Below are 18,265 nucleotides of genomic sequence, written 5' to 3'. Positions count from 1 at the left end.
GGCCTTCGTCGTCGTTCAGCGCGGAGTTACTCCTCCAGGATCGCCACCGCGGCGGCGATATCGCCGTCGTGCGTCAGCGACAGGTGAATCTTGACCGTCGGCAGAAACTCCTGTGCCATGCCGTGCAGCTTGATGGACGGTCGACCCCACGCATCGTTGACGACCTCGATCAACGGGTACGGATTGTCGCCGATCTGCGGCGGGCGTGCGAAACGTGATGTCGCCCAAGCTTTCAAGACTGCTTCCTTGGCTGCCCACCGTGCCGCGTAGTGCCGCGTCGGGTCGGAGCTCTTGGTCGCCGCGTGCCGACGTTCACCCGCGGTGAAGCTGTCGCGAATCATCGTCGTGCCGACCTTTTCCATCTGCTCGGCGAAGTCGGACACCGTCACCAGGTCGAAACCCACTCCCAGGATTGCCATCAGATGGCACCCGGCAGACCGGAGGAGTAGACGTCGTCCTCGCCGAGGCGAGCGGACTCGTTGAGCAACACGTTGGCCTCCAGTTCGCGTGACGCCTTGGCCGGCGTCCCGTCATGTCCCAGTCGTCGATCGTCGGGCCGCTCGTAGAGGGAGTCGCCACCCACCATCGCGGAGATCAGCCTGCGCTGACCGGCGATACGACGCTCGTTCGCCTTCGCGATGTACTCCGCACGCCGCTCGGCCGGAACGGCCTCGAGGAATGCTTGCGGGTGCACCAACGCGATGAGTCCGGACACGTGCCCGAAGCCGAGCGAGGTGAGCAGACCCGCCTTCAGCGGAACCGAGTCACCGAAGCGCAGCGGCTCGCGAGCCCACACCAAGTGCTCGAAACCGGTCATCTTGTCGTCGACGCAGTCGAGGCTGCGGTTCGGCGGGATGACGCCGTTGGCCAGCACCTGGCACAGGCCGATGAGCTGCCAGGCAGCCGCTCCGCCCTTCGAGTGCCCGGTGAGGGACTTCTGCGAGACGACGAACAGCGGAGCGCCGTCCGAGCGGCCGATGGCCTTGGCGAGGCGCGTGTGCAACTCGGCCTCGTTCGGGTCGTTGGCTGCGGTGGACGTGTCGTGCTTGGAGATCACGGCCACGTCGTCTGCGCTGACGCCGAGTGCGTTGAGCGAGAGCGCCAGTGCCGAATCTCTGCCGCCGCGACCGGCGCTGAGTGCGCCGAGTCCCGGAGCCGGGATCGACGTGTGCACTCCGTCGCCGTACGACTGTGCGTAGGCCACCACTCCGAGGACGGGCAGGCCCATCTCGAGTGCCAGATCGCCGCGAGCGAGCAGAATCGTTCCGCCGCCGTGCGATTCGACGAATCCTCCGCGCCTGCGGTCGTTTGCCCGGGAGAAGCGTCGATCGCTGATTCCCTTGGCGGACATCGCTGCCGAGTCCGCCGTGGCCGACATGTCGCCGAAGCCGATGATGCCTTCGGTGCTCAGGTCGTCGAATCCGCCGGCGACCACGAGCTGCGCCTTGCCCAGCTTGATCTTGTCGACGCCCTCCTCGACCGAGACGGCCGCGGTGGCGCAGGCGGCGACGGGGTGAACCATCGCGCCGTAGCTACCGATGTACGACTGAACGACGTGTGCAGCAACGACGTTCGGCAGAGCCTCCTGCAGGATGTCGTTCGCACGGGCATCGCCGAGCAGGGTGTCGATGTACAGCGAGCGCATGGACTCCATGCCGCCCATGCCGGTGCCCTGAGTGTTGGCGACCAGCGTCGGGTGCACCCAGCGCATCAGTTCCGACGGGTTGAAGCCCGAGGAGATGAAGGCGTCGACCGTGGTGACGATGTTCCACAGGGCAACACGATCTACCGAACTCGCCATGTCGGGCGAGATGCCCCACTTGGTGGGATCGAATCCGGTCGGAATCTGACCACCCACGGTACGGGTGAGCTTCATCTTGCGCGGAACGCGAATCTCGGTGCCCGCCTTGCGAGTGACCTGCCAGTCGCTCGATTCGGGAACCGGTGTGATCAGCGTGTGCTCGGGATCCGCAGCCGCGAACGACCGTGCGTCGATCTCGGTTCCGACGACGAACGTGAGGTCGTTGTCGAGGAAGATCGAGGTCATCAGCGGAGCGGTGTTACCGACCATTGCGCCGTCGTCGCCGTACGTGCGGATACCGCACTTCTCGACCACGATGTCGTGGTACTTGTCGGCGATGTCCTCCTCGGGAACGAGGTCACCGGACTCGATGTCGTACCAGCCCGGCTTGGGATCGTTCTCCCAGGCGATCAGGCCGGTGTTCCACGCGAGTTCGAGAACGCCTGCGGCAGAGAGCTGCTCGTCGACCTCCATCTCGAAGCGAGTGCGCGCCGAACCATAAGGTCCGAGCTCACCTGCACCGACGATGACGATCAGGTCCTTCGGATCGACATCGAGGGTCGGCCACGCCGGGGCGGTCGTCGGAGCGAGCCGCGGAGGTGCGGGCAACGCGGCGATGACCGAACTGTCCACGGCCTCTTCGGTCTTCTCGGCCGCAGCAGCGGCCGCGTCGCGAGCAAGCTCGACGAGGTTGAGCTTGGTGTTGGCCAAGCCACCCGTCAGATCGGCGACGATAGGCTCCTGCGCGGCCCGACGACGTGCGTCGAGGGTGCACAGCCGCAGCAGCTCGGTTGCCATCTCCTCGGTCGACCAGGTACGGACACCTTCGGCTTCCACGGCCTCGACGATGGGATCGTTGCCGCCCATCAAGCCGGTTCCGCGAACCCACCCGATGTGAGCGTGCGCGATGGAGACCCGCTCGGCCCAGTTCTTCTCCGAGCCCCACTTCGCGACAACTGCATCGAGTGCGGCCTTCGACTCACCGTAGGCACCGTCGCCACCGAACATTCCGCGGTTCGGCGATCCGGGGAGCACCACGTGCAGATGAGTGTCGATGTCGTTGTCGTAGCCGACCTTCGACAGTCCGGTGATCAGACGCTCGACCGACCAGAGCAGCACGCGCATCTCCATTTCGGCGCGAGCTCCGGCGTCGGACATCTCGCCCATGACCCGAGGTGCTGCAAACGGGAACAGCATCGTCGGAGTGGCAGCTGCCTTGACCAATGTCTTTGCGCCACCGGCAGTGTCGATGTAGTCGCTGCCGATCCACTCGATGAGGGCATCGACGTCGGTGTACGACGCGATGTTGGCCGGAACCACCCACAGCGACGCTCCGTTGCGAGCATTGTCGCGGTAGAGCGAGCGGTAGAAGCCCAGGCGCTCGTCGTCGAGCCGCGAGGTGGTGACGAAGACCGTCGCTCCCCCGGCCAACAGCTGAGCGGTCACTGCCGCGGCGATGGAGCCCTTGCTGCCGCCGGTGACGACTGCGACGTCGTCGGCCCACTGGCCCTTGTCCTCGGATGCAACCGCGGTGTCCGCGATGCGTGCGAAGGTTTCGGCCAGCACTGTCTTGTTCTCGTAGTCGGCCTTGGCCATCCACCACTGTGCTTGAGCTGCAACGGCATTGCCCGCACCGGCGAAGGACTCGACAGCGACATCACCCGCGGTACCGAGCCACAACCGGGCCAGGTCCTCACGGGCAGTTGCCCACCGGTCGTCGATCAGCACAGCGCGCTTGGCGTCGAACGCGGGAGCAACCAGTCGAGGCCAGTCCGATCCGAGTTCGGCCGAGACGAGCTCGACCAGAGCCGCGTCGGGATCCTCGGCCAGCAGCGCGTTGGGCGCGTCCGCCAGTCCGAGCTGTTCGAGAACCAACCGGGCAGCGGAGGCAAGAACGCCGTCGCGGCCGGTGATGTGCTCGGTGAACTCACCCAGAGCAGCAGCGTCGACGGTTCCGCCGGCTCCACCGCCTGCTTGCGGCATCGAGACTGCGACGCCGCGGCGTGCGGCCACCGCGGCCACGGCCGCATCGATGACGTTGTCGACAGCATTGCCGTCGGCGAGAGCGCCGTCGGCCAGGCCGCCGAGTGCGCCGCCGCGGACCGAGGCACCGTCACGGGTGCCGAGTGCGACCTCGGCGGTGACGTGGTGCGCCCAGCCGTCGCCCAGTTCCCAGGTCTTCTTGACGCGATCGGCGATCGAGGCCGGGCGTCGACCCGAGGGGCCGAAGACCTTGCGGAGGTGATCATTGATCGAATCGCTGAGTACCGGGCCGAAGGGCTTGTAGGTACGAGCCAGCTTGTTGACCGTGCCCGAGAGCGCGCCCATGTCGGCATCGGCTGCACCGTCGATGGCACCGAGCGAGAGCTCGGAGCCGAGGTCGACGAGCAGCTGGTTACGACGCGAGGAGACGCCGTCGCACAGTGCCTCGATGGTGTCGGCGGGCCCGATCTGATCGAGCTGCAGTTTGGTCCACAGGCCGATCAGGATCTTGGTGGCATCCGCGGCGACGAACGCGATGTCGTCCGGGCGAGGTCCGCCCGACGGTGCGGCCGCCGGAGCGGGAGCTGCCGCCGGTGCCGCCGCGGCTGCAGGAGCAGCGGTCTCGGGAGCCGGAGTTGCCTCGTCCTCGTCGGCCGGGGCCGGGTCGGTGTCGGTGCCGTAGATGATTGCGGCTTCGCGTTCGAGGTTCAGTACCTCGACCGGGTGGCCGAAGCGGCCGGGCAACTTCAGGGTCTGCGACGCGAGGTTGGCGACGGTCGGTGTTGCACCGAGACCGATCTCGACGAAGCGCTCGACGCCCATGCCGCCGTCGGACTCGTCTGCGAACAGCAGGTCCTGGGTCTCGATCCAGCGGACCGGGCTGGCGAACTGCCATGCCAGCAGCTCGGTCAGGATCACGCGGCACAGATCGCTCGGCCGTGCGGCCCACGAATCGAAGTCCGCGAGAACGGTGTTCAGCGGCTCGGACGGCACGAGATCGGCGATCTCCTGGGCGAACTCGCGGTCGAGCGAGAACGGCTTGGGCACCAGGTTCGGAATGTAGCGACCGACCAGGATCGCGGGATCGAGCTGCTCGGGCAGCAGGGTCTCGAGGCGGCTACGGAAGTCGTCGACTCCACCGCGCAGAACCGTCGAGTGGAACGGCACGTCGATGCCCGGAACCATGATGTAGGCGGCCTTGCCGCCGAACTCTGCCCGGCGGATGGCGATCTTCTTCTCGAGCTCACCGAGGCCGGCAACGGTGCCTGCGATGGCGTACTGCGAGCCACGCAAGTTGAGGTTGACGATCTCGAGGAACTCACCGGACTCTGCTGCGACACCGGCGACGAAGCCTTGCACGTCCTCGTCGGCCAGGCCGATCTGGGACGGGCGGATGGCAGCCATGCGGTAGTCACTGCGGCCGTTCTCGTCACGGGGAACGAGTGCGTGCATGGCCGAGCCGCGCTGGAAGACGACCTCGAGAACGGCCTCGAGCGGGAGCACACCGGCAACAGCGGCCAGCGCGTTGTACTCACCCACCGAGTGGCCGGCGAGAATCGAATTCTCCACGAACGCACCGGATTCACGCAGTTCGGCAACCTGTGCGACACCGAGAACGGCCATCGCAACCTGGGTGAACTGCGTCAGGTGCAGCACACCGTCGGGGTGCTTGTGCGTGACCCCGCGGGCCTTGAGCGACGTCGGATTGTCGCGCACGACAGCGAGAATCGAGAAGCCGAGCGCGCTGCGCGTGTGCTTGTCGGCACGCTCCCAGATCTCACGCGCGGCCTTGGAGCGAGCGCGTGCGTCCAGTCCCATACCCGGGCGCTGGATGCCCTGGCCGGGGAACGCGTAGACGGTCTTCGGCGCGGCGGTGCGTGCGGTGGCGACCATGACCAGTTCGCCGCCGACTCGGCAGGACACCTCGACCAGTTCGGCACCCTGGTCGAATCCGGTGCGGTCGACGCGAACGTCGATCTCCGCTCCGGGACGGACCATCCCGAGGAAACGAGCAGTCCAGGCAGTCAGACGACGCGGAGGAGTCTTGGTGTCCTCGTGGTCGACTGCAGTGACGGTTTGCTGCGCCGCAGCCGAGAGCCACATGCCGTGCACGATCGGGCTACCGAGGCCGGCGAGCAACGCCGCGGCATCCGAGGTGTGAATCGGGTTGTGATCGCCCGAGACCTGCGCGAATGCGGCCATGTTGCGCGGGGCCACGATGGTGGCCTGGCGACGGCGACGGCGCGGGGTGTCCTTGGCGTCGGCGCTCAGCGAACCGCCGGCGCGAGCCGGATCCACCAACTCGCCCTTGCCGGTGCGTCCACGAATGGCGAAGCGCTCCACCAGAGTTGCGACGGCCGGGGCGTCGAGCCCCTCACCGAGCATGGCACCGATTTCGACGGTGACCTCGACGACGCGACCGAGATCGGTGTCGAGCACCTCTCCTGCAGCGGCCTTGACCACGAGAATCGAAGTGTCGGTGGGCAATTCACCGACGAGGTTGACGCTGTGATCGAGGTGCACCAGGTCGAGCATGCCCTCGATGACGTCGATGCCCTCGGCGTTACGGGTCGCACCGAGGACGGCGAAGACGGCGGGCCAGCAGGCACCGACGAGAACGTCGGGAACGGCCTTGCCGCTGACGGTCAGTGTGTCGGGCAGTCCGGATCCGGTGACGCCGGCGTGGTCGGCGATCAGATCGGGGATCCACGCGATGTTCAGCCGCGCGACACCGTTCTTGACCGTCGGAAGCTCCTGTCCGGCCGCAACTCCGAGCAGCGCCGACATGGCCTGCTGAGCATCCTGTGCGGTGACGACGGGAGCGCCGCCGTCGATGGTGGAGGCGGGCACCGTCAGACGGATCCGTACTTCCTTGCCCGGAGCGAGCGGGACCAGCAGTTCGACGTGCTCGGAGTCGAGCACGGTCAACGTGGAGCCGGTCTGCGGATGCGAGGCGACCGTATCGGAGTCGACGGTCCAGTCGGCCGGATCTCCCAGGCGTGCAACGGGGTTCTGCGTCATGCGCGAGGCCCACGTGACGTCGGGAGCTGCCAGCACGATGCCCAGCAGTCCCGGTGCGATCTCGGCGTGGCGTCGGCTGGCGATGGCCGCCGGCTCGACACCCTCGGCGAGAAGCTGGTCCGCGGTGGCCTTCTCGAAGCGGTTCAGCAGTTCGCCCACCGGCTCGTCGACGCGAGTGATACCTGCGACGGCAACGGTTCCGGGGATGATGCAGACCTGATCGGCGGAGTAGCGAGCGTCGTGTGCCTGCCACAGCGAGTCACTGCGCCACCAGCGGCGCACGTCACCGTCGACGACGGGAACAAAGTTGACCGGCTTGCCGGGCATGCGGCACAGCGAGGTGAAGAAGGTGATGTCGGCCGGGTGCAGCACCACGTCACCGGCGTCGGGGAACTGAGCGAGCAGTGACTTCAGTGCTGCGCGCGGACGCTCGAGTACCTCGACGTCGGCGAACAGGGTGGGGATGGGGCCACGATCGACCGGGTGCAGACGTGCCTCGGCGCGCTGCAGCATTTCGAGGAAACGGGTGCGCCAGGTGACGTCGAGCCACACCGATTCACGGGCCTCGGTCACGGCATCGGTGAACTCACCGCCGCAATCGAATTCGCTGCGCGAGTCCGTTCCGATGGCCAGATCCAGGTAGCGGCTCAGCCACTGCTGGTAGGTCATCTCGGCGACGTCGCCGAAGAACGGCTTGGCGGTGCCGTCGAGTGCGGCGATGATCTCGTCGCGGCGCTCGGCCACGGCGTCGGCGTTACCGGCGACCTCGTCGAGCAGTCGACCGCAACGTGATGCCGCGTTGTCGATCTCGTGGATGTCGGCACCGAGCTGGCTGCGGCCCGAGGCCATTCCGCCGTTGGCGGTTCCGGCCCCGACCCAGTCGGGAGTTCCCGGAGTGTCGACGAGAAGCTGCTTGACCTCGGGGGCCGTCGTGGCTTCGAGAGTGGCCATTGCAGCGGTACCGACGAGGATGCCGTCGAGAGGCATCTTCGGGTATCCGTGCACGGCAGACCAGGTTCCGGTGAGGTAGTCCGCGGCCCGCTCGGGTGTTCCGATACCGCCGCCGACGCAGATCACCAGGTTGGGGCGCGAGCGGAGCTCGGCGTAGGTGGTCAGCAGCAGGTCATCGAGGTCTTCCCACGAGTGGTGTCCGCCTGCGCGGCCACCCTCGATATGGACGTTGACCTGGTAGGACGGAACCTCGTTGGCAATGCGGATCACGGCGCGAATCTGCGCGACGGTACCCGGCTTGAACGAGACGTAGCTGATGCCGGCCTCGGAGAGCTCCTCGATGAGAGCCACTGCCTCGTCCAGTTCGGGGATGCCTGCTGTGACGACGACGCCGTCGATGGCCGCACCCGCTGCACGGGCACGCTGCACGATGCGGCGACCGCCGAGCTGCAGCTTCCACAGGTACGGGTCGAGGAAGAGCGAGTTGAACTGGATGGCTCGGCCGGGCTCGAGCAACGTGGAGAGCTCGGCGACGCGGTCGGTGAAGATGTCCTCGGTGACCTGTCCGCCACCGGCGAGCTCGGCCCAGTGGCCTGCGTTGGCTGCGGCCGCGACGATCTTCGCGTCGACCGTCGTCGGCGTCATGCCGGCGAGCAGGATCGGCGAACGCCCGGTCATCTTGGTGAAGGAGGTCTCGACGACGACACGGCCGTCGGGCAGCGTCACGGGCTTGGGCGCGAATGCCGACCATGCCGGCTGCACCTCGGGAGCGGCACCGGGAGTAAGCAGATTTCGGTGGCCGCCGCGCGAGGATGCCGCGATGATGCCGACGCCCTGTCCACGCAGCGCCGGGGTGGTCATGCGGGTGAGGAGGTCACCGGGTCCGAGGTCGAGGATCCAGTCCGCGCCGGCCTCGACGACACCGTCGATGGCGTCGACCCAGTCCACGGAATCGACGAGGATCTTCTGCGCCAGTTCGCGGGCCAGGGCGGCGTCGAGACCGCAACGCTGCGCCCAGGCGTCGACGAGCTCCACTGCGTCGGTCAATGCGGGGTGATGGAAGCCGATCTCGACCGGGAGCTGCTCGAAGACGGGTGCGAACACCGCGCCGCCGCGCTTCTTGGCATCGCGCTCACGTTCTTCCCGAGCCGCGATCTGCTCGCACTTCTCCTGCACGCGAGCCAACTGAGCCGGCGGCCCGGACAGCACGACGCGGCGACGACCGTTGCGGATGGCCAGAGCGGCGGAGCGCTCGGGTGCTCCCGGTAGCGCGAGCTCGTCGACTATTGCCTGCAGACGTTCGGGCTCGACGTTGCCGACCGAGACCATCGGAGCACGGTCACCGGCACCGATGATGCCGCGGCGACGTCCGACGAGTCCGGCAGCAGCGCCGACCAACTGCGCGATGGCCAGGAAGTTGGCGTCCTGTGCGCCGTCCGCGGCGACGGACTCGGCGGCGATGAGGCCCTGCGAGTGTCCGACCACCTTGACCGGCGGGGTCTGGGCGGGGTCGAGGCCCTGCAACTTCAGCGCGCGCAACGCGGCGACCTGAGTGAGGAAGACGCCCGGCAGAGACACCGCAGCCGAGGTCAGTGCCGCTTCGGAGGGCCCGTAGGAGCCGGCGGTGTCGTCGTCGGCGAGGTCCTGCTCGAGCATCCAACCGATCGGGTCGAAGCCGACCGAGCGGACGACCAGCAGCTCGTCGGACACGGGCGCGAGCACTGCTGCGGCCTCGTTGACGAGATCGGTCAGTTCGGGCTCGAGTGCGGAATCGCGCGCGAGCTCTTCGAGCGAACTCAGCCAGGGCGCACCCTGACCACCGAACGCCAGGGCGTACGGCTCGCCCGCGGCGAATCGATCTGCCAGAGTCCGAGAGCCGCCACTGCTTCTAGGGGCTTTGCCTGCGTTGCCTGTGCTTCGCGAGCCGCGTCCGTGTGATGGTGTGCTCTCGTTGATCGTCAAGGCTGAAGATTCCTCTCGTGGACGTCTCGGGGGGTCGAGGCGTTCGCTGTGATGACTGCCGTGGTGCGTCGTGGGCAACAGGGCAAAGCGTGAGCCTGTCTTCGTCGACAGGTCTCCTTCGCGCTGCTCCAGGTTGACACAAAATCATGAGGAAATCCTCAGGTTTGCTCGGACGTCCGAGTGCTACCAGCGAGTACGTCCGCGCAAGCGCCTTTACTTTTTGTTTACCCAACTCGCGAGTAACCCGCATCCACCCTGGCGGGAGACTCGGCGGCGACGGCGAAACATGAGGGAACCCTCGCATTTTTCGTTATCTTTTTGTGATGTGATCTCGAGCACTCCGTGAGCGTCCGGTGACCTGTCGGTGGGGTCGTCTAGCTTTCTCCTACGAACCGCATCCGACAGGGCGGTCGACGAACTCCGGGGGGAATTCATGTATTCATCGGTTACGGACACTTGCACGACGGGCGAGCTCGAAGCAATGCTGTCGCACATCGAATTAGTTGCCTCGCAATCGAATTCGCCGCACTGGACACCGGGGTGGCGCGGCGAATCCGAGGCGGCGCTACTCGACGCGATCTTCTCCGCGCGCGCTCCTTACGGAGGACCGACCAGTGGGGTGCGAGCGGTCATCGGACGGTGGCGGTCACACCGCGGCGATAACCGACTCGACGACTTGACAACCCTTGCAGAACTGACTTCGGATCCGGATCAGCTCGTGCAGATCCTGTCCAACCGTCAGCTCGTTCCAGGAAACAGCCGAACCAAGGCGGCGGCAGCCGCTGTGGCAGCGCAGACGCTGATCGCGTCGGGGTTGAGCTGTTCGACCGATTTCGAGCAGCACACGAAGGAACATTTCGATGCGTTCCGCGCGATCCCTGGCCTCGGCGAGACGACCTGGGAGTGCATGCTCATGCATCTGGGCGTGCGCACCGACAAGGCGACCGCACATCTGACCGCGTTCGTTGCCGACGCTCTCGAACCACTCCATCGAGACCTGGCCGCCGACATCGCCGAGGAACGCTCCCCCGTGATTCTCGACGCCGCAGCGGACGCACTCCACGTCGATCTCGCCTCGCTCGAGCACGCGCTCTGGCGTTTCCAGCACAAGCTGCGCAGACCGCCGCAGCGTCACTCCGAGGCTGCGCTCCGATCGGCGAGCTGACTCTGCGAGATCATGACCTCTGCGAGATCATCACCTCGACGCCATCGAGGATGCACTCCACACCGAAACGATAGGCATGCACTGGGTCGCTGGCGGCGTCGTACGACGTCGCCGCGGCCGTCCCGATGCGGGACGACACCGGAAAACGCTCCCGCGTCATCACCCGCTCGATGACGGGTGCAGTAGCCGCCCACCACTGAGCGTCGGACATCCCCGACTGCTTCTTCACCCGATCGACCGCGGCCGAGGCCCTCGCGGTCCCCGAGACGTGAGTGAGAACCAGTGTCAACACCGAATCGATCTCGACGTCACCGAGCCCGGTACCGCCGAGGGTGCGCAGCTCTGCCTCGTACTTGTCGTTGGTGTGCGGACCGAGCACCGGACGCGCACCGACGGCGTCGAGCAGCCACGAATGTCGTTGATAGAGTTCCCAATTGCGCTCGGCAACGAATCGCAGCGCGGACCGCCACCCACCGGGAACCGATGCCGGCTCGTCGACGTGTGCGTACAGATCTGCCAGAGACCGATCGATCATCAGGTCCGTCAACTCTTGACGCCCCGGCACGTGGGTGTACAGCGACATCGCACCGACCCCGAGATGCTCGGCCACATTGCGCATCGACACCGACTCCAACCCGTTCGCATCGGCCATCTCGATGGCCGCGTCGACGATCGCGTCGACGCTCAAGCCGGTTCGGCTCGGTTTCGCGTCGACCCGCCACAGCAGTTCGAGGATGCGCGCCGGATCGAACGAGTTCTCCTTCTTCACCACCCGGCGAGCCTAATCGGACGTCGACGTGGATCGAAGAACCGCGTCGCACGCACAGCAGCATCGGCTGTAGACTTCACCGGCACGCGCGAGTGGCGGAATTGGCAGACGCGCTGGATTTAGGTTCCAGTGTCTCAGGACGTGGGGGTTCAAGTCCCCCCTCGCGCACAACGGTCGTTCGACCCGGCTTTTCTCGAGACTCCCAGATCTACCGGTTTCAACGTGTGAAGGTGGCTCGTATGTCCAGCGATCTCGACGACGACGCGATCTTCGCCGAAACTTCCGACGAACGACGCTCTCTCGCACGCACTTTCGACACCCTGACACCCGAACAGTGGGACACCCCATCGCTGTGCGACGCCTGGACGGTCCGCGACGTCGCCGCCCATCTCGTGGTGCCCCTGATCGTCCCGCTCTGGCAGTTCGGACTCGCCATGGTGCGCACTCGAGGGAACTTCGATCGGGCCAATCAGATGATGACCCAGCGAACGAAGCGCAAGCACGGCGACGAATTACCTGCGCTCCTGACAGCTCACGCGGACAAGAAGTTCACCCCGCCGGGCCACGGTCCGCTGGCCCCGTTGTCCGACGTCATCGTGCACGGGCTCGATGTGTGCAGGCCGCTGGGAATCGAGCACCACGTTCCCGAGCACCGCATGGTTACGATGCTCGACTTCCTGGTGCCGGAAAGCGGTGCGGCACCGTTCAAAGGACCCGATCTTCGACTGCAGTGGCGCGCAACCGATCTGGACTGGAGTCGGGGCGAGGGCCCCGTCGTCGAAGGATCGGCGGGCACCCTGGCGTTGGTGCTGACGGGGCGCAGCAGCGCTCTCGCCGACATCACCGGCCCCGGTGCCGAGCAACTTGCCGAAGCACGGGCGAACCGTCGTCGGTCGTGAGTCGCACCCGGCTCGTCCATGGTGAGAATCACCGGCCGACCACCCGATGTGACTACCTTCGGTAGTAGTCGCTCCGGTACCGTCGAGTGGTGACCTCATCCCGCCCGAAGCGTCGACCCGCGCTCATTGCGCTGGTGATCGTGTCCGCGGCGGTGTGCCTCGGTCTCGGCTGGTGGCAGTGGGAACGATTCGAAGCGGTCGGCGGCAACGGGCAGAACCTCGGATACGCGTTCCAGTGGCCCCTGTTCGCGGCGTTCGTCGTCTACGCCTACCGCAAGTTCGTCCGCCTCGAAGACGAGGACCAGGACGAGCCCGACGCCGGGCAGCCCGAAGGACCGACCGAGGTCCCTCTCGATCTGCTCCCCCAGCGCCGCGTGGCAGACCCCGACGTCGGCGATCTGGACGACCCCGAGGCCAGGCAACTTCTCGAGTACAACAGCTACCTCGCGGAGCTGAACGAATCCCGCGGGACCGACAGGAGCACCACGTGAGTTCGGCACCGGACAAGACCAAGGCGTCCACCAACAAGACTCGGAAGATTGCATCGGCGCTGCTGCGCTATCGCGTGCTCGCCTACGTCACCGGTATCTGGTTGCTCGTCCTCGTGACCGAAATGGTCGCGAAGTACATTTTCAAGGTCGAGAATGTGCCCAACTGGATTGCGGTAGTGCACGGTTGGGTTTACCTCGTATACCTGATCCTGACGATCGACCTTGCCATCAAGGTGCGGTGGCCGGCCGGTCGGACCATCGGCACCCTGCTCGCCGGAACTGTTCCGTTCCTGTCGTTCTACGTCGAACACAAGCGCACCAAGCAGGTCAAGGCCGACTTCGGCGTCTGACGTCAGCAGGTGATCGGCTGTGCGTTCTCCGGATCCAGCGCGTTCTCCACCAGCCGCTGCGCCAGCGGATCGTACGAGATTCCTGTGTGCTCGACGACATTGCCGGGGCACACGTCCTGCAGCACCACGTTCGTATTTCCCGCTCCGGTAAGGAGCGACGCCGTGTACGGAACGACAACCTGGTCGTATCGAGTCACGATCGTCGTGTAATCGATTTCCGCGACCGTGTCGCTGCCCTCGTTCAACCGCTCGAGCACGTCGTCCTGCACCGGCGGACCGGCGGTCGGATAGTTCGGCGGAGACAGCGCCACTATGCGCGAGACGGTGCGATCACCGCCGAGAAAGCGGGCGTAGTAGCGCGGCACCGTGCCGCCCTTCGAGTGGCCCACGATTGACATCTTCTGCGCACCCGTCGCCGCGAGCACGGAATCGACGAACGTGGACAATTCCGCGGCACTCTCTGGAATCGTTCCCAGCGCTCCCAACGCAGGCACCGGCCCGGTGTTGCCGTAGTCGAGTGCGAACACGCAGTATCCGGCGTCGACCAGGGCCGGTGACAGCGACGACCAGTTCGCGTAGGAGTTCTCCAAAAAACCGTGCACCAAGATGACCGGTTCGGGATGTCGAGCGCTGGGAACGCACGAGTAATCGTTCGCGCCCGCCGGCGTCGCACCTGGATGAGCCACCGAGTAGACCAAGGCCTCGGCGAACGATCCCGCGACCGGCGCTGCCGAAGCGGGGATGCCCACCGAACACAGGGCAGCGGCAGCGAGCACGACCGTGGTTCTCGTCAACACTGCCCGCGCCGCCACGACTATCGCCCCGTCAACGCTTCGAGAGCAGGAACCAGCTTGCGCAGCGCGCGGCCGCGATGAGAGGCCGCGTCCTTCTCGTCCGGAGCCAACTGCGCGGCACTGCGACCGTCTCCCTCCGGCACGAAGATCGGATCGTATCCGAATCCGTTCTCCCCCAACGGCTCTCGCGCTACAACGCCGCGCCACTCACCTCGAACGACGGTCTCGGCTCCGCCCGGGACCACCAACGCACACGCCGATACGAAAGCCGCCCCGCGCCGTTCGTCGGGGGTGTCGCTCAGCTGCGCCAGCACGAGCGCCGTGTTGGCCTCGTCCTGCCCGTGAGTTCCGGACCAGCGCGCGGAGAGCACCCCGGGCATTCCGTTCAGTGCGTCGATTTCGATCCCGGAATCATCGGCGACGCAGGGCAATCCGGTTGCCGCCGCACCGTCGCGCGCTTTGGCCGCCGCGTTGTCCTCGAACGTCGCTCCGGTTTCGGGTGCCTCGGGAAACGGCGGCACCTCGTCGAGACCGACCAACTCGATACCCACGAGGCCGGCGGCGTCGAGTACCCGTCGCAGCTCTCGCAGCTTCTTGGCGTTACGACTGGCTACCAGTAGCTTGGTGTCAGGCACCGAACTTCTTCTTCGTTTCTGCGGTGGCAGGCTCGGGCAGATCCCCCGGGTACGGCAACGCCAGCGCCTCCCTCTGCACCTCGAACAGCTTGTCGATGCCGACGAACGCCGAGTCGAGGAGCTTGTCGAGGGTGGTGCGCGGGAAGGTCGCGCCTTCGCCGGTTCCCTGAATCTCGACCAGAGTGCCGGTATCGGTCGCGACGACGTTCATGTCGACCTCGGCTCGCGAATCCTCTTCGTACGGAAGGTCGAGACGCACCCGGCCGTCGACGACGCCGACACTGACCGCGGCGATCATGCACGAGATCGGCTGCGGGTCGGCCAGGCGTCCGGCTGCTCGTAGGTAGGTGACGGCGTCACTGAGAGCCACGAACGCTCCGGTCACGGCAGCAGTACGGGTGCCGCCGTCGGCCTGCAACACGTCGCAGTCGAGGGCGATCGTGTTCTCGCCGATCGCTGCCAGATCGATGCACGCGCGCAGTGAGCGTCCGACCAGTCGGGAGATCTCCTGAGTGCGGCCGCCGACCTTGCCCTTGACGGACTCGCGTCCGTTACGCGTGTGGGTGGCTGCGGGAAGCATTGCGTACTCGGCGGTGAGCCAGCCGAGACCGGATCCCTTCCGCCAGCGCGGTACGCCCTCCTCGACGCTGGCCGTGCACATCACCCTGGTGTTGCCGAATTCGACCAGCACCGACCCTGCCGGGTGAGTGGTGAATCCGCGGGTGATCTTGATGGTGCGGAGCTCGTCGTCCGCTCTGCCGTCTTCTCGTCTGGACACGACTCGAAGCCTAGCGCGTCGTCATACGGTGAAGGCGTCCCCTGGCTCGACGGCATGCACCGGTCCGCTGAACTCTGCCTTGGCCTCGGCTATGACATCCTCGCGAGACGTCCAGGGCGGAATGTGGGTGAGCAGCAGCTCCCCCACTCCGGCTTCCCGAGCGATGCGACCGGCCTCGATACCGGACAGGTGGACGCCCTCGGGCCGATCCGGGCTGTCGGTCCACGACGCCTCGCAGAGAAAGACATCGGCACCCTGAGCCAGATCCTGCACCGCCTGGCACATACCGGTGTCGCCGCTGTACGCGAATGTCTTTCCGCCACCGGTGGTGACCCGCATGCCGTACGACTCAGGCGGATGGAACACCTGCCGGGTCAGAATCGACAGCTGTCCGAATTCGATGGTCCGGCCGTCCACCCAGCGGCGTAGGTCGATGGTGTCGGACATGTCGTCGATCTGACCGCCGCACTCGGCCGACGCCACTCCGAGCCGAAACGCAGTGTCCTTCGGTCCGTAGACGATCGCGCGCCCTTCCGGCGGGTTCGGATGGTAGCGACGCCACACGAGCAGACCGGGAACATCGAGGCAGTGATCGGCGTGCAGATGCGAAAGCAGAACGCTCACGTCACCCGGATCGACATAACGCTGCAACGCCCCGAGGACGCCGGGCCCGAAGTCGAGAACGACCGGCGCGGTCTCCTCTTCTTCCAGGAGGTAACCCGACGCGGGTGAATCGGGTCCGGACACACTGCCCGAACATCCCAGGACGGTAATTCGCATGTAAGCCATGCTGCCACGCCGAGCGCGTCACTCGAAACGTTCGGGCAGTATTGACGGCGCGAGTCGGCGAATTTCACGCCCGAACACAGCTGTGCTCGCGGTTACCTACCGCCTACGGAGTGGGACGATCGAGTGCTCTGGCGCGCGCTCTGTCGGCCCGGGCGTCGGCGGACAGCAGCCGAGCTGCGACGACCCCACCCACTGCGCCGAACAGATGGCCCTGCCAGGAGATGTTCGGATCGCTCGGCAGCACGCCCCACAGCGCGCTGCCGTACAGCACGAACACCACGACCCCGATCGCGAGCTGGCCGAGTTGTCGAGTGAAGAATCCACGAACGAGCAGGTACGTGATGAAGCCGAAGATCAGAATCGACGCGCCGATCGTGTTGCTGTAGGTGCCGGCCGTGAGCCAGGTACCTACGCCGCCGATCACCCAGACGATCCCGGTGGCAGCCAGACCACGCGCGATGCCCGAGAGCAACACCAGGAATCCGAGCACGATCAGGGGAACCGTGTTGGCGATCAGGTGCTGCCAGTCGTCGTGCAGCACGGGCGCGAACAGGATGCCCCACAAGCCGTCGGCGGAACGAGGCTCGATACCGTTCTGCTCGAGCCGCGATCCGCTCGCGACGTCGATGATCTCGATGATCCACAGCAGCGCCACGAATCCTCCGACGAAGACGGCTGCCTGCATCCACGCGGGCCGCACTCGCTCACCGGGAAGCTTGCCGGTCTCACTCATGATCGCCTCCAACCTCGGTCTCTCCACGGTACCGGTAGCGGCTACCTGCCGGTCAGAGACGCGACGCCGTGAATGCGGAGGGGAAGATCTGACGATAGGTGGGGATGCCGGCCACCGACGTGGCGTCGAGCAGGGCCCGGACGATGGCTCGCTCGACGACGATCGCCGCCGCTTCGGTGACCGCGGCCAGTACCGGTAGTTCCGGGGAGAATGCTGCGGGCACAGAGGACTCGGCGGTGACGGCCCTGGTGCCCGTGGACACGGCGAAGACGGTGTCGCCGTCGAGTGGCGAGTGCGCAGGTCTGATGGCCCGCGCGAGTCCGTCGTGACCCGCGACGGCTATCCGCTTGCACGACGCCGACGACAGCGGCGCATCCGTCGCAACCACGCCGATCGTCGTGTTCAGAGCAGTGGCCTTGGGTTCGAGCGCCGCCGCGGCCCGCACCTCGTCGACGTCGGGATTGCGCATGCCGAAGTCCGCGGGCCCCAGTGTGCCGGTGCCCCACAACAACCCGGTGCGCGGATCGAACACCGCGCCCACAGGGTTGACGACCATCAGAGCCGCGACCGTGACACCGTCGGCCGGACCGCCCTCGATCACCGTGCTCGCGGTGCCCACCCCACCTTTGAGCACGCCGGCGCGAGCACCGACTCCTGCCCCGACCGATCCCGTCGCGAACTCGGTCGCCGCCGTGGCCGCAGCACGGTAGCCGAACTCCGCGGTCGGGCGCGCGGCCCAGTCGCCGACCGGAAGGTCGAAGATCACCGCAGCCGGCACGATCGGCACAACGTGAGCCGGACTGCCCATCGGAATGCCCTGTTCGTGCTCTTCGAGCCACCGCATGACGCCGTCGGCGGCCGCGAGCCCGTACGCACTGCCCGCGGTCAACAGGATCGCGTCGACCTGCTGAACGGAATGGCTCGGATCGAGCAGATCGGTCTCGCGCGTTCCCGGTCCGCCGCCTCGCACGTCGACGGCCGCCGTCGCCCCACCGAGAACGCGCACCACAGTGCAGCCGGTGGCCGAACCGGACCCCATCGCGGCGTCGTCGTCGAGTTCGTGATGATGGCCGACCAACAGACCTGCCACATCGGTCAAGCAGTCTCGGGGGCCGGGTTTCGAGAAGGCTGCGGTCACGTCGGC

General features: G+C 66.5%; 13 protein-coding genes and 1 tRNA gene. 5 read left to right on the top strand and 9 right to left on the bottom strand.

Annotation, left to right across the window (positions count from 1 at the left end; translation table 11 throughout):
• Positions 1–26: 26 nt before the first annotated feature.
• Together acpS and CH285_RS06210 are read right to left on the bottom strand one after the other, a co-directional pair.
• Positions 27–419, bottom strand: coding sequence for a holo-ACP synthase AcpS (acpS, locus tag CH285_RS06215; protein ID WP_008715184.1), 393 nt, complete (start codon positions 417–419; stop codon positions 27–29).
• Positions 419–9,718 (bottom strand): type I polyketide synthase, encoded by a 9,300-nt coding sequence (locus CH285_RS06210; protein WP_094644371.1) that lies wholly within the window; start codon positions 9,716–9,718, stop codon positions 419–421. Before CH285_RS06210 ends, acpS begins: the two co-directional genes overlap by 1 nt.
• Before the next feature lie 481 nt (positions 9,719–10,199).
• Between CH285_RS06210 and CH285_RS06205 the strand changes: the two genes are divergently transcribed.
• Positions 10,200–10,883 (top strand): hypothetical protein, encoded by a 684-nt coding sequence (locus CH285_RS06205; protein ID WP_057473236.1) that lies wholly within the window; start codon positions 10,200–10,202, stop codon positions 10,881–10,883.
• Between the two features lie 10 nt (positions 10,884–10,893).
• On the opposite strand, the gene CH285_RS06200 is transcribed toward CH285_RS06205, so the two are convergent.
• Entirely contained in the window at positions 10,894–11,655 is a 762-nt protein-coding gene (locus CH285_RS06200; protein WP_094644372.1) for a TetR/AcrR family transcriptional regulator, read from the bottom strand.
• 83 nt (positions 11,656–11,738) lie between these two features.
• Between CH285_RS06200 and CH285_RS06195 the strand changes: the two genes are divergently transcribed.
• The 4 genes from CH285_RS06195 to CH285_RS06180 all read left to right on the top strand — a co-directional run bounded on the left by CH285_RS06195 (position 11,739) and on the right by CH285_RS06180 (position 13,392).
• Positions 11,739–11,820, top strand: a tRNA-Leu gene (locus CH285_RS06195).
• Positions 11,821–11,891: 71 nt separating this feature from the next.
• The gene (locus tag CH285_RS06190; RefSeq protein ID WP_094644405.1) at positions 11,892–12,551 is read left to right on the top strand and encodes a maleylpyruvate isomerase family mycothiol-dependent enzyme; all 660 of its coding nucleotides are present in this window, start codon (positions 11,892–11,894) and stop codon (positions 12,549–12,551) included.
• Positions 12,552–12,640: 89 nt separating this feature from the next.
• Positions 12,641–13,042: a transcriptional regulator gene (locus tag CH285_RS06185; RefSeq protein ID WP_094644406.1), complete on the top strand. Its 402-nt coding sequence runs from the start codon at positions 12,641–12,643 to the stop codon at positions 13,040–13,042.
• Positions 13,039–13,392: a DUF3817 domain-containing protein gene (locus CH285_RS06180; protein WP_027497662.1), complete on the top strand. Its 354-nt coding sequence runs from the start codon at positions 13,039–13,041 to the stop codon at positions 13,390–13,392. The genes CH285_RS06185 and CH285_RS06180 overlap by 4 nt, the downstream gene beginning before the upstream one ends.
• 2 nt (positions 13,393–13,394) lie before the next feature.
• On the opposite strand, the gene CH285_RS06175 is transcribed toward CH285_RS06180, so the two are convergent.
• From CH285_RS06175 to CH285_RS06150, 6 genes are all read right to left on the bottom strand, one after another.
• A complete protein-coding gene (locus tag CH285_RS06175; protein WP_094644373.1) occupies positions 13,395–14,204 on the bottom strand; it encodes an esterase/lipase family protein in 810 nt (269 codons plus the stop codon).
• Between the two features lie 2 nt (positions 14,205–14,206).
• Positions 14,207–14,821 carry an RdgB/HAM1 family non-canonical purine NTP pyrophosphatase gene (gene rdgB, locus CH285_RS06170; RefSeq protein ID WP_032370160.1) on the bottom strand — a complete coding sequence of 205 codons (615 nt, stop codon included), beginning with the start codon at positions 14,819–14,821 and terminating at the stop codon, positions 14,207–14,209.
• Entirely contained in the window at positions 14,814–15,599 is a 786-nt protein-coding gene (gene rph, locus CH285_RS06165) for a ribonuclease PH (protein WP_027497665.1), read from the bottom strand. Before rph ends, rdgB begins: the two co-directional genes overlap by 8 nt.
• 21 nt (positions 15,600–15,620) lie before the next feature.
• On the bottom strand, positions 15,621–16,379 hold the full coding sequence (locus tag CH285_RS06160) for a cyclic nucleotide-degrading phosphodiesterase (protein ID WP_027497666.1): 759 nt from the start codon (positions 16,377–16,379) through the stop codon (positions 15,621–15,623).
• Positions 16,380–16,491: 112 nt separating this feature from the next.
• A complete protein-coding gene (locus CH285_RS06155) occupies positions 16,492–17,073 on the bottom strand; it encodes a rhomboid family intramembrane serine protease (protein WP_288124427.1) in 582 nt (193 codons plus the stop codon).
• 100 nt (positions 17,074–17,173) lie between these two features.
• A complete protein-coding gene (locus CH285_RS06150) occupies positions 17,174–18,259 on the bottom strand; it encodes a P1 family peptidase (RefSeq protein WP_094644374.1) in 1,086 nt (361 codons plus the stop codon).
• Between the last annotated feature and the right edge of the window lie 6 nt (positions 18,260–18,265).

It is taken from the genome of Rhodococcus sp. 05-2256-B1, from assembly GCF_002258465.1.
Lineage (GTDB): Bacteria > Actinomycetota > Actinomycetes > Mycobacteriales > Mycobacteriaceae > Rhodococcoides > Rhodococcoides fascians.
The sequence above is the reverse complement of the archived record's forward strand: the minus strand, read 5'-3'. Positions and strand labels throughout refer to the sequence as shown.

Excerpts from the sequence above, each read along its gene's own strand:
- acpS (WP_008715184.1), bottom strand. The coding sequence starts at position 419 with ATGGCAATCCTGGGAGTGGGTTTCGACCTGGTGACGGTGTCCGACTTC.
- CH285_RS06190 (WP_094644405.1), top strand. The coding sequence starts at position 11,892 with ATGTCCAGCGATCTCGACGACGACGCGATCTTCGCCGAAACTTCCGAC.
- CH285_RS06160 (WP_027497666.1), bottom strand. The coding sequence starts at position 16,379 with ATGCGAATTACCGTCCTGGGATGTTCGGGCAGTGTGTCCGGACCCGAT.
- CH285_RS06155 (WP_288124427.1), bottom strand. The coding sequence starts at position 17,073 with ATGCAGGCAGCCGTCTTCGTCGGAGGATTCGTGGCGCTGCTGTGGATC.
- CH285_RS06205 (WP_057473236.1), top strand. The coding sequence starts at position 10,200 with ATGCTGTCGCACATCGAATTAGTTGCCTCGCAATCGAATTCGCCGCAC.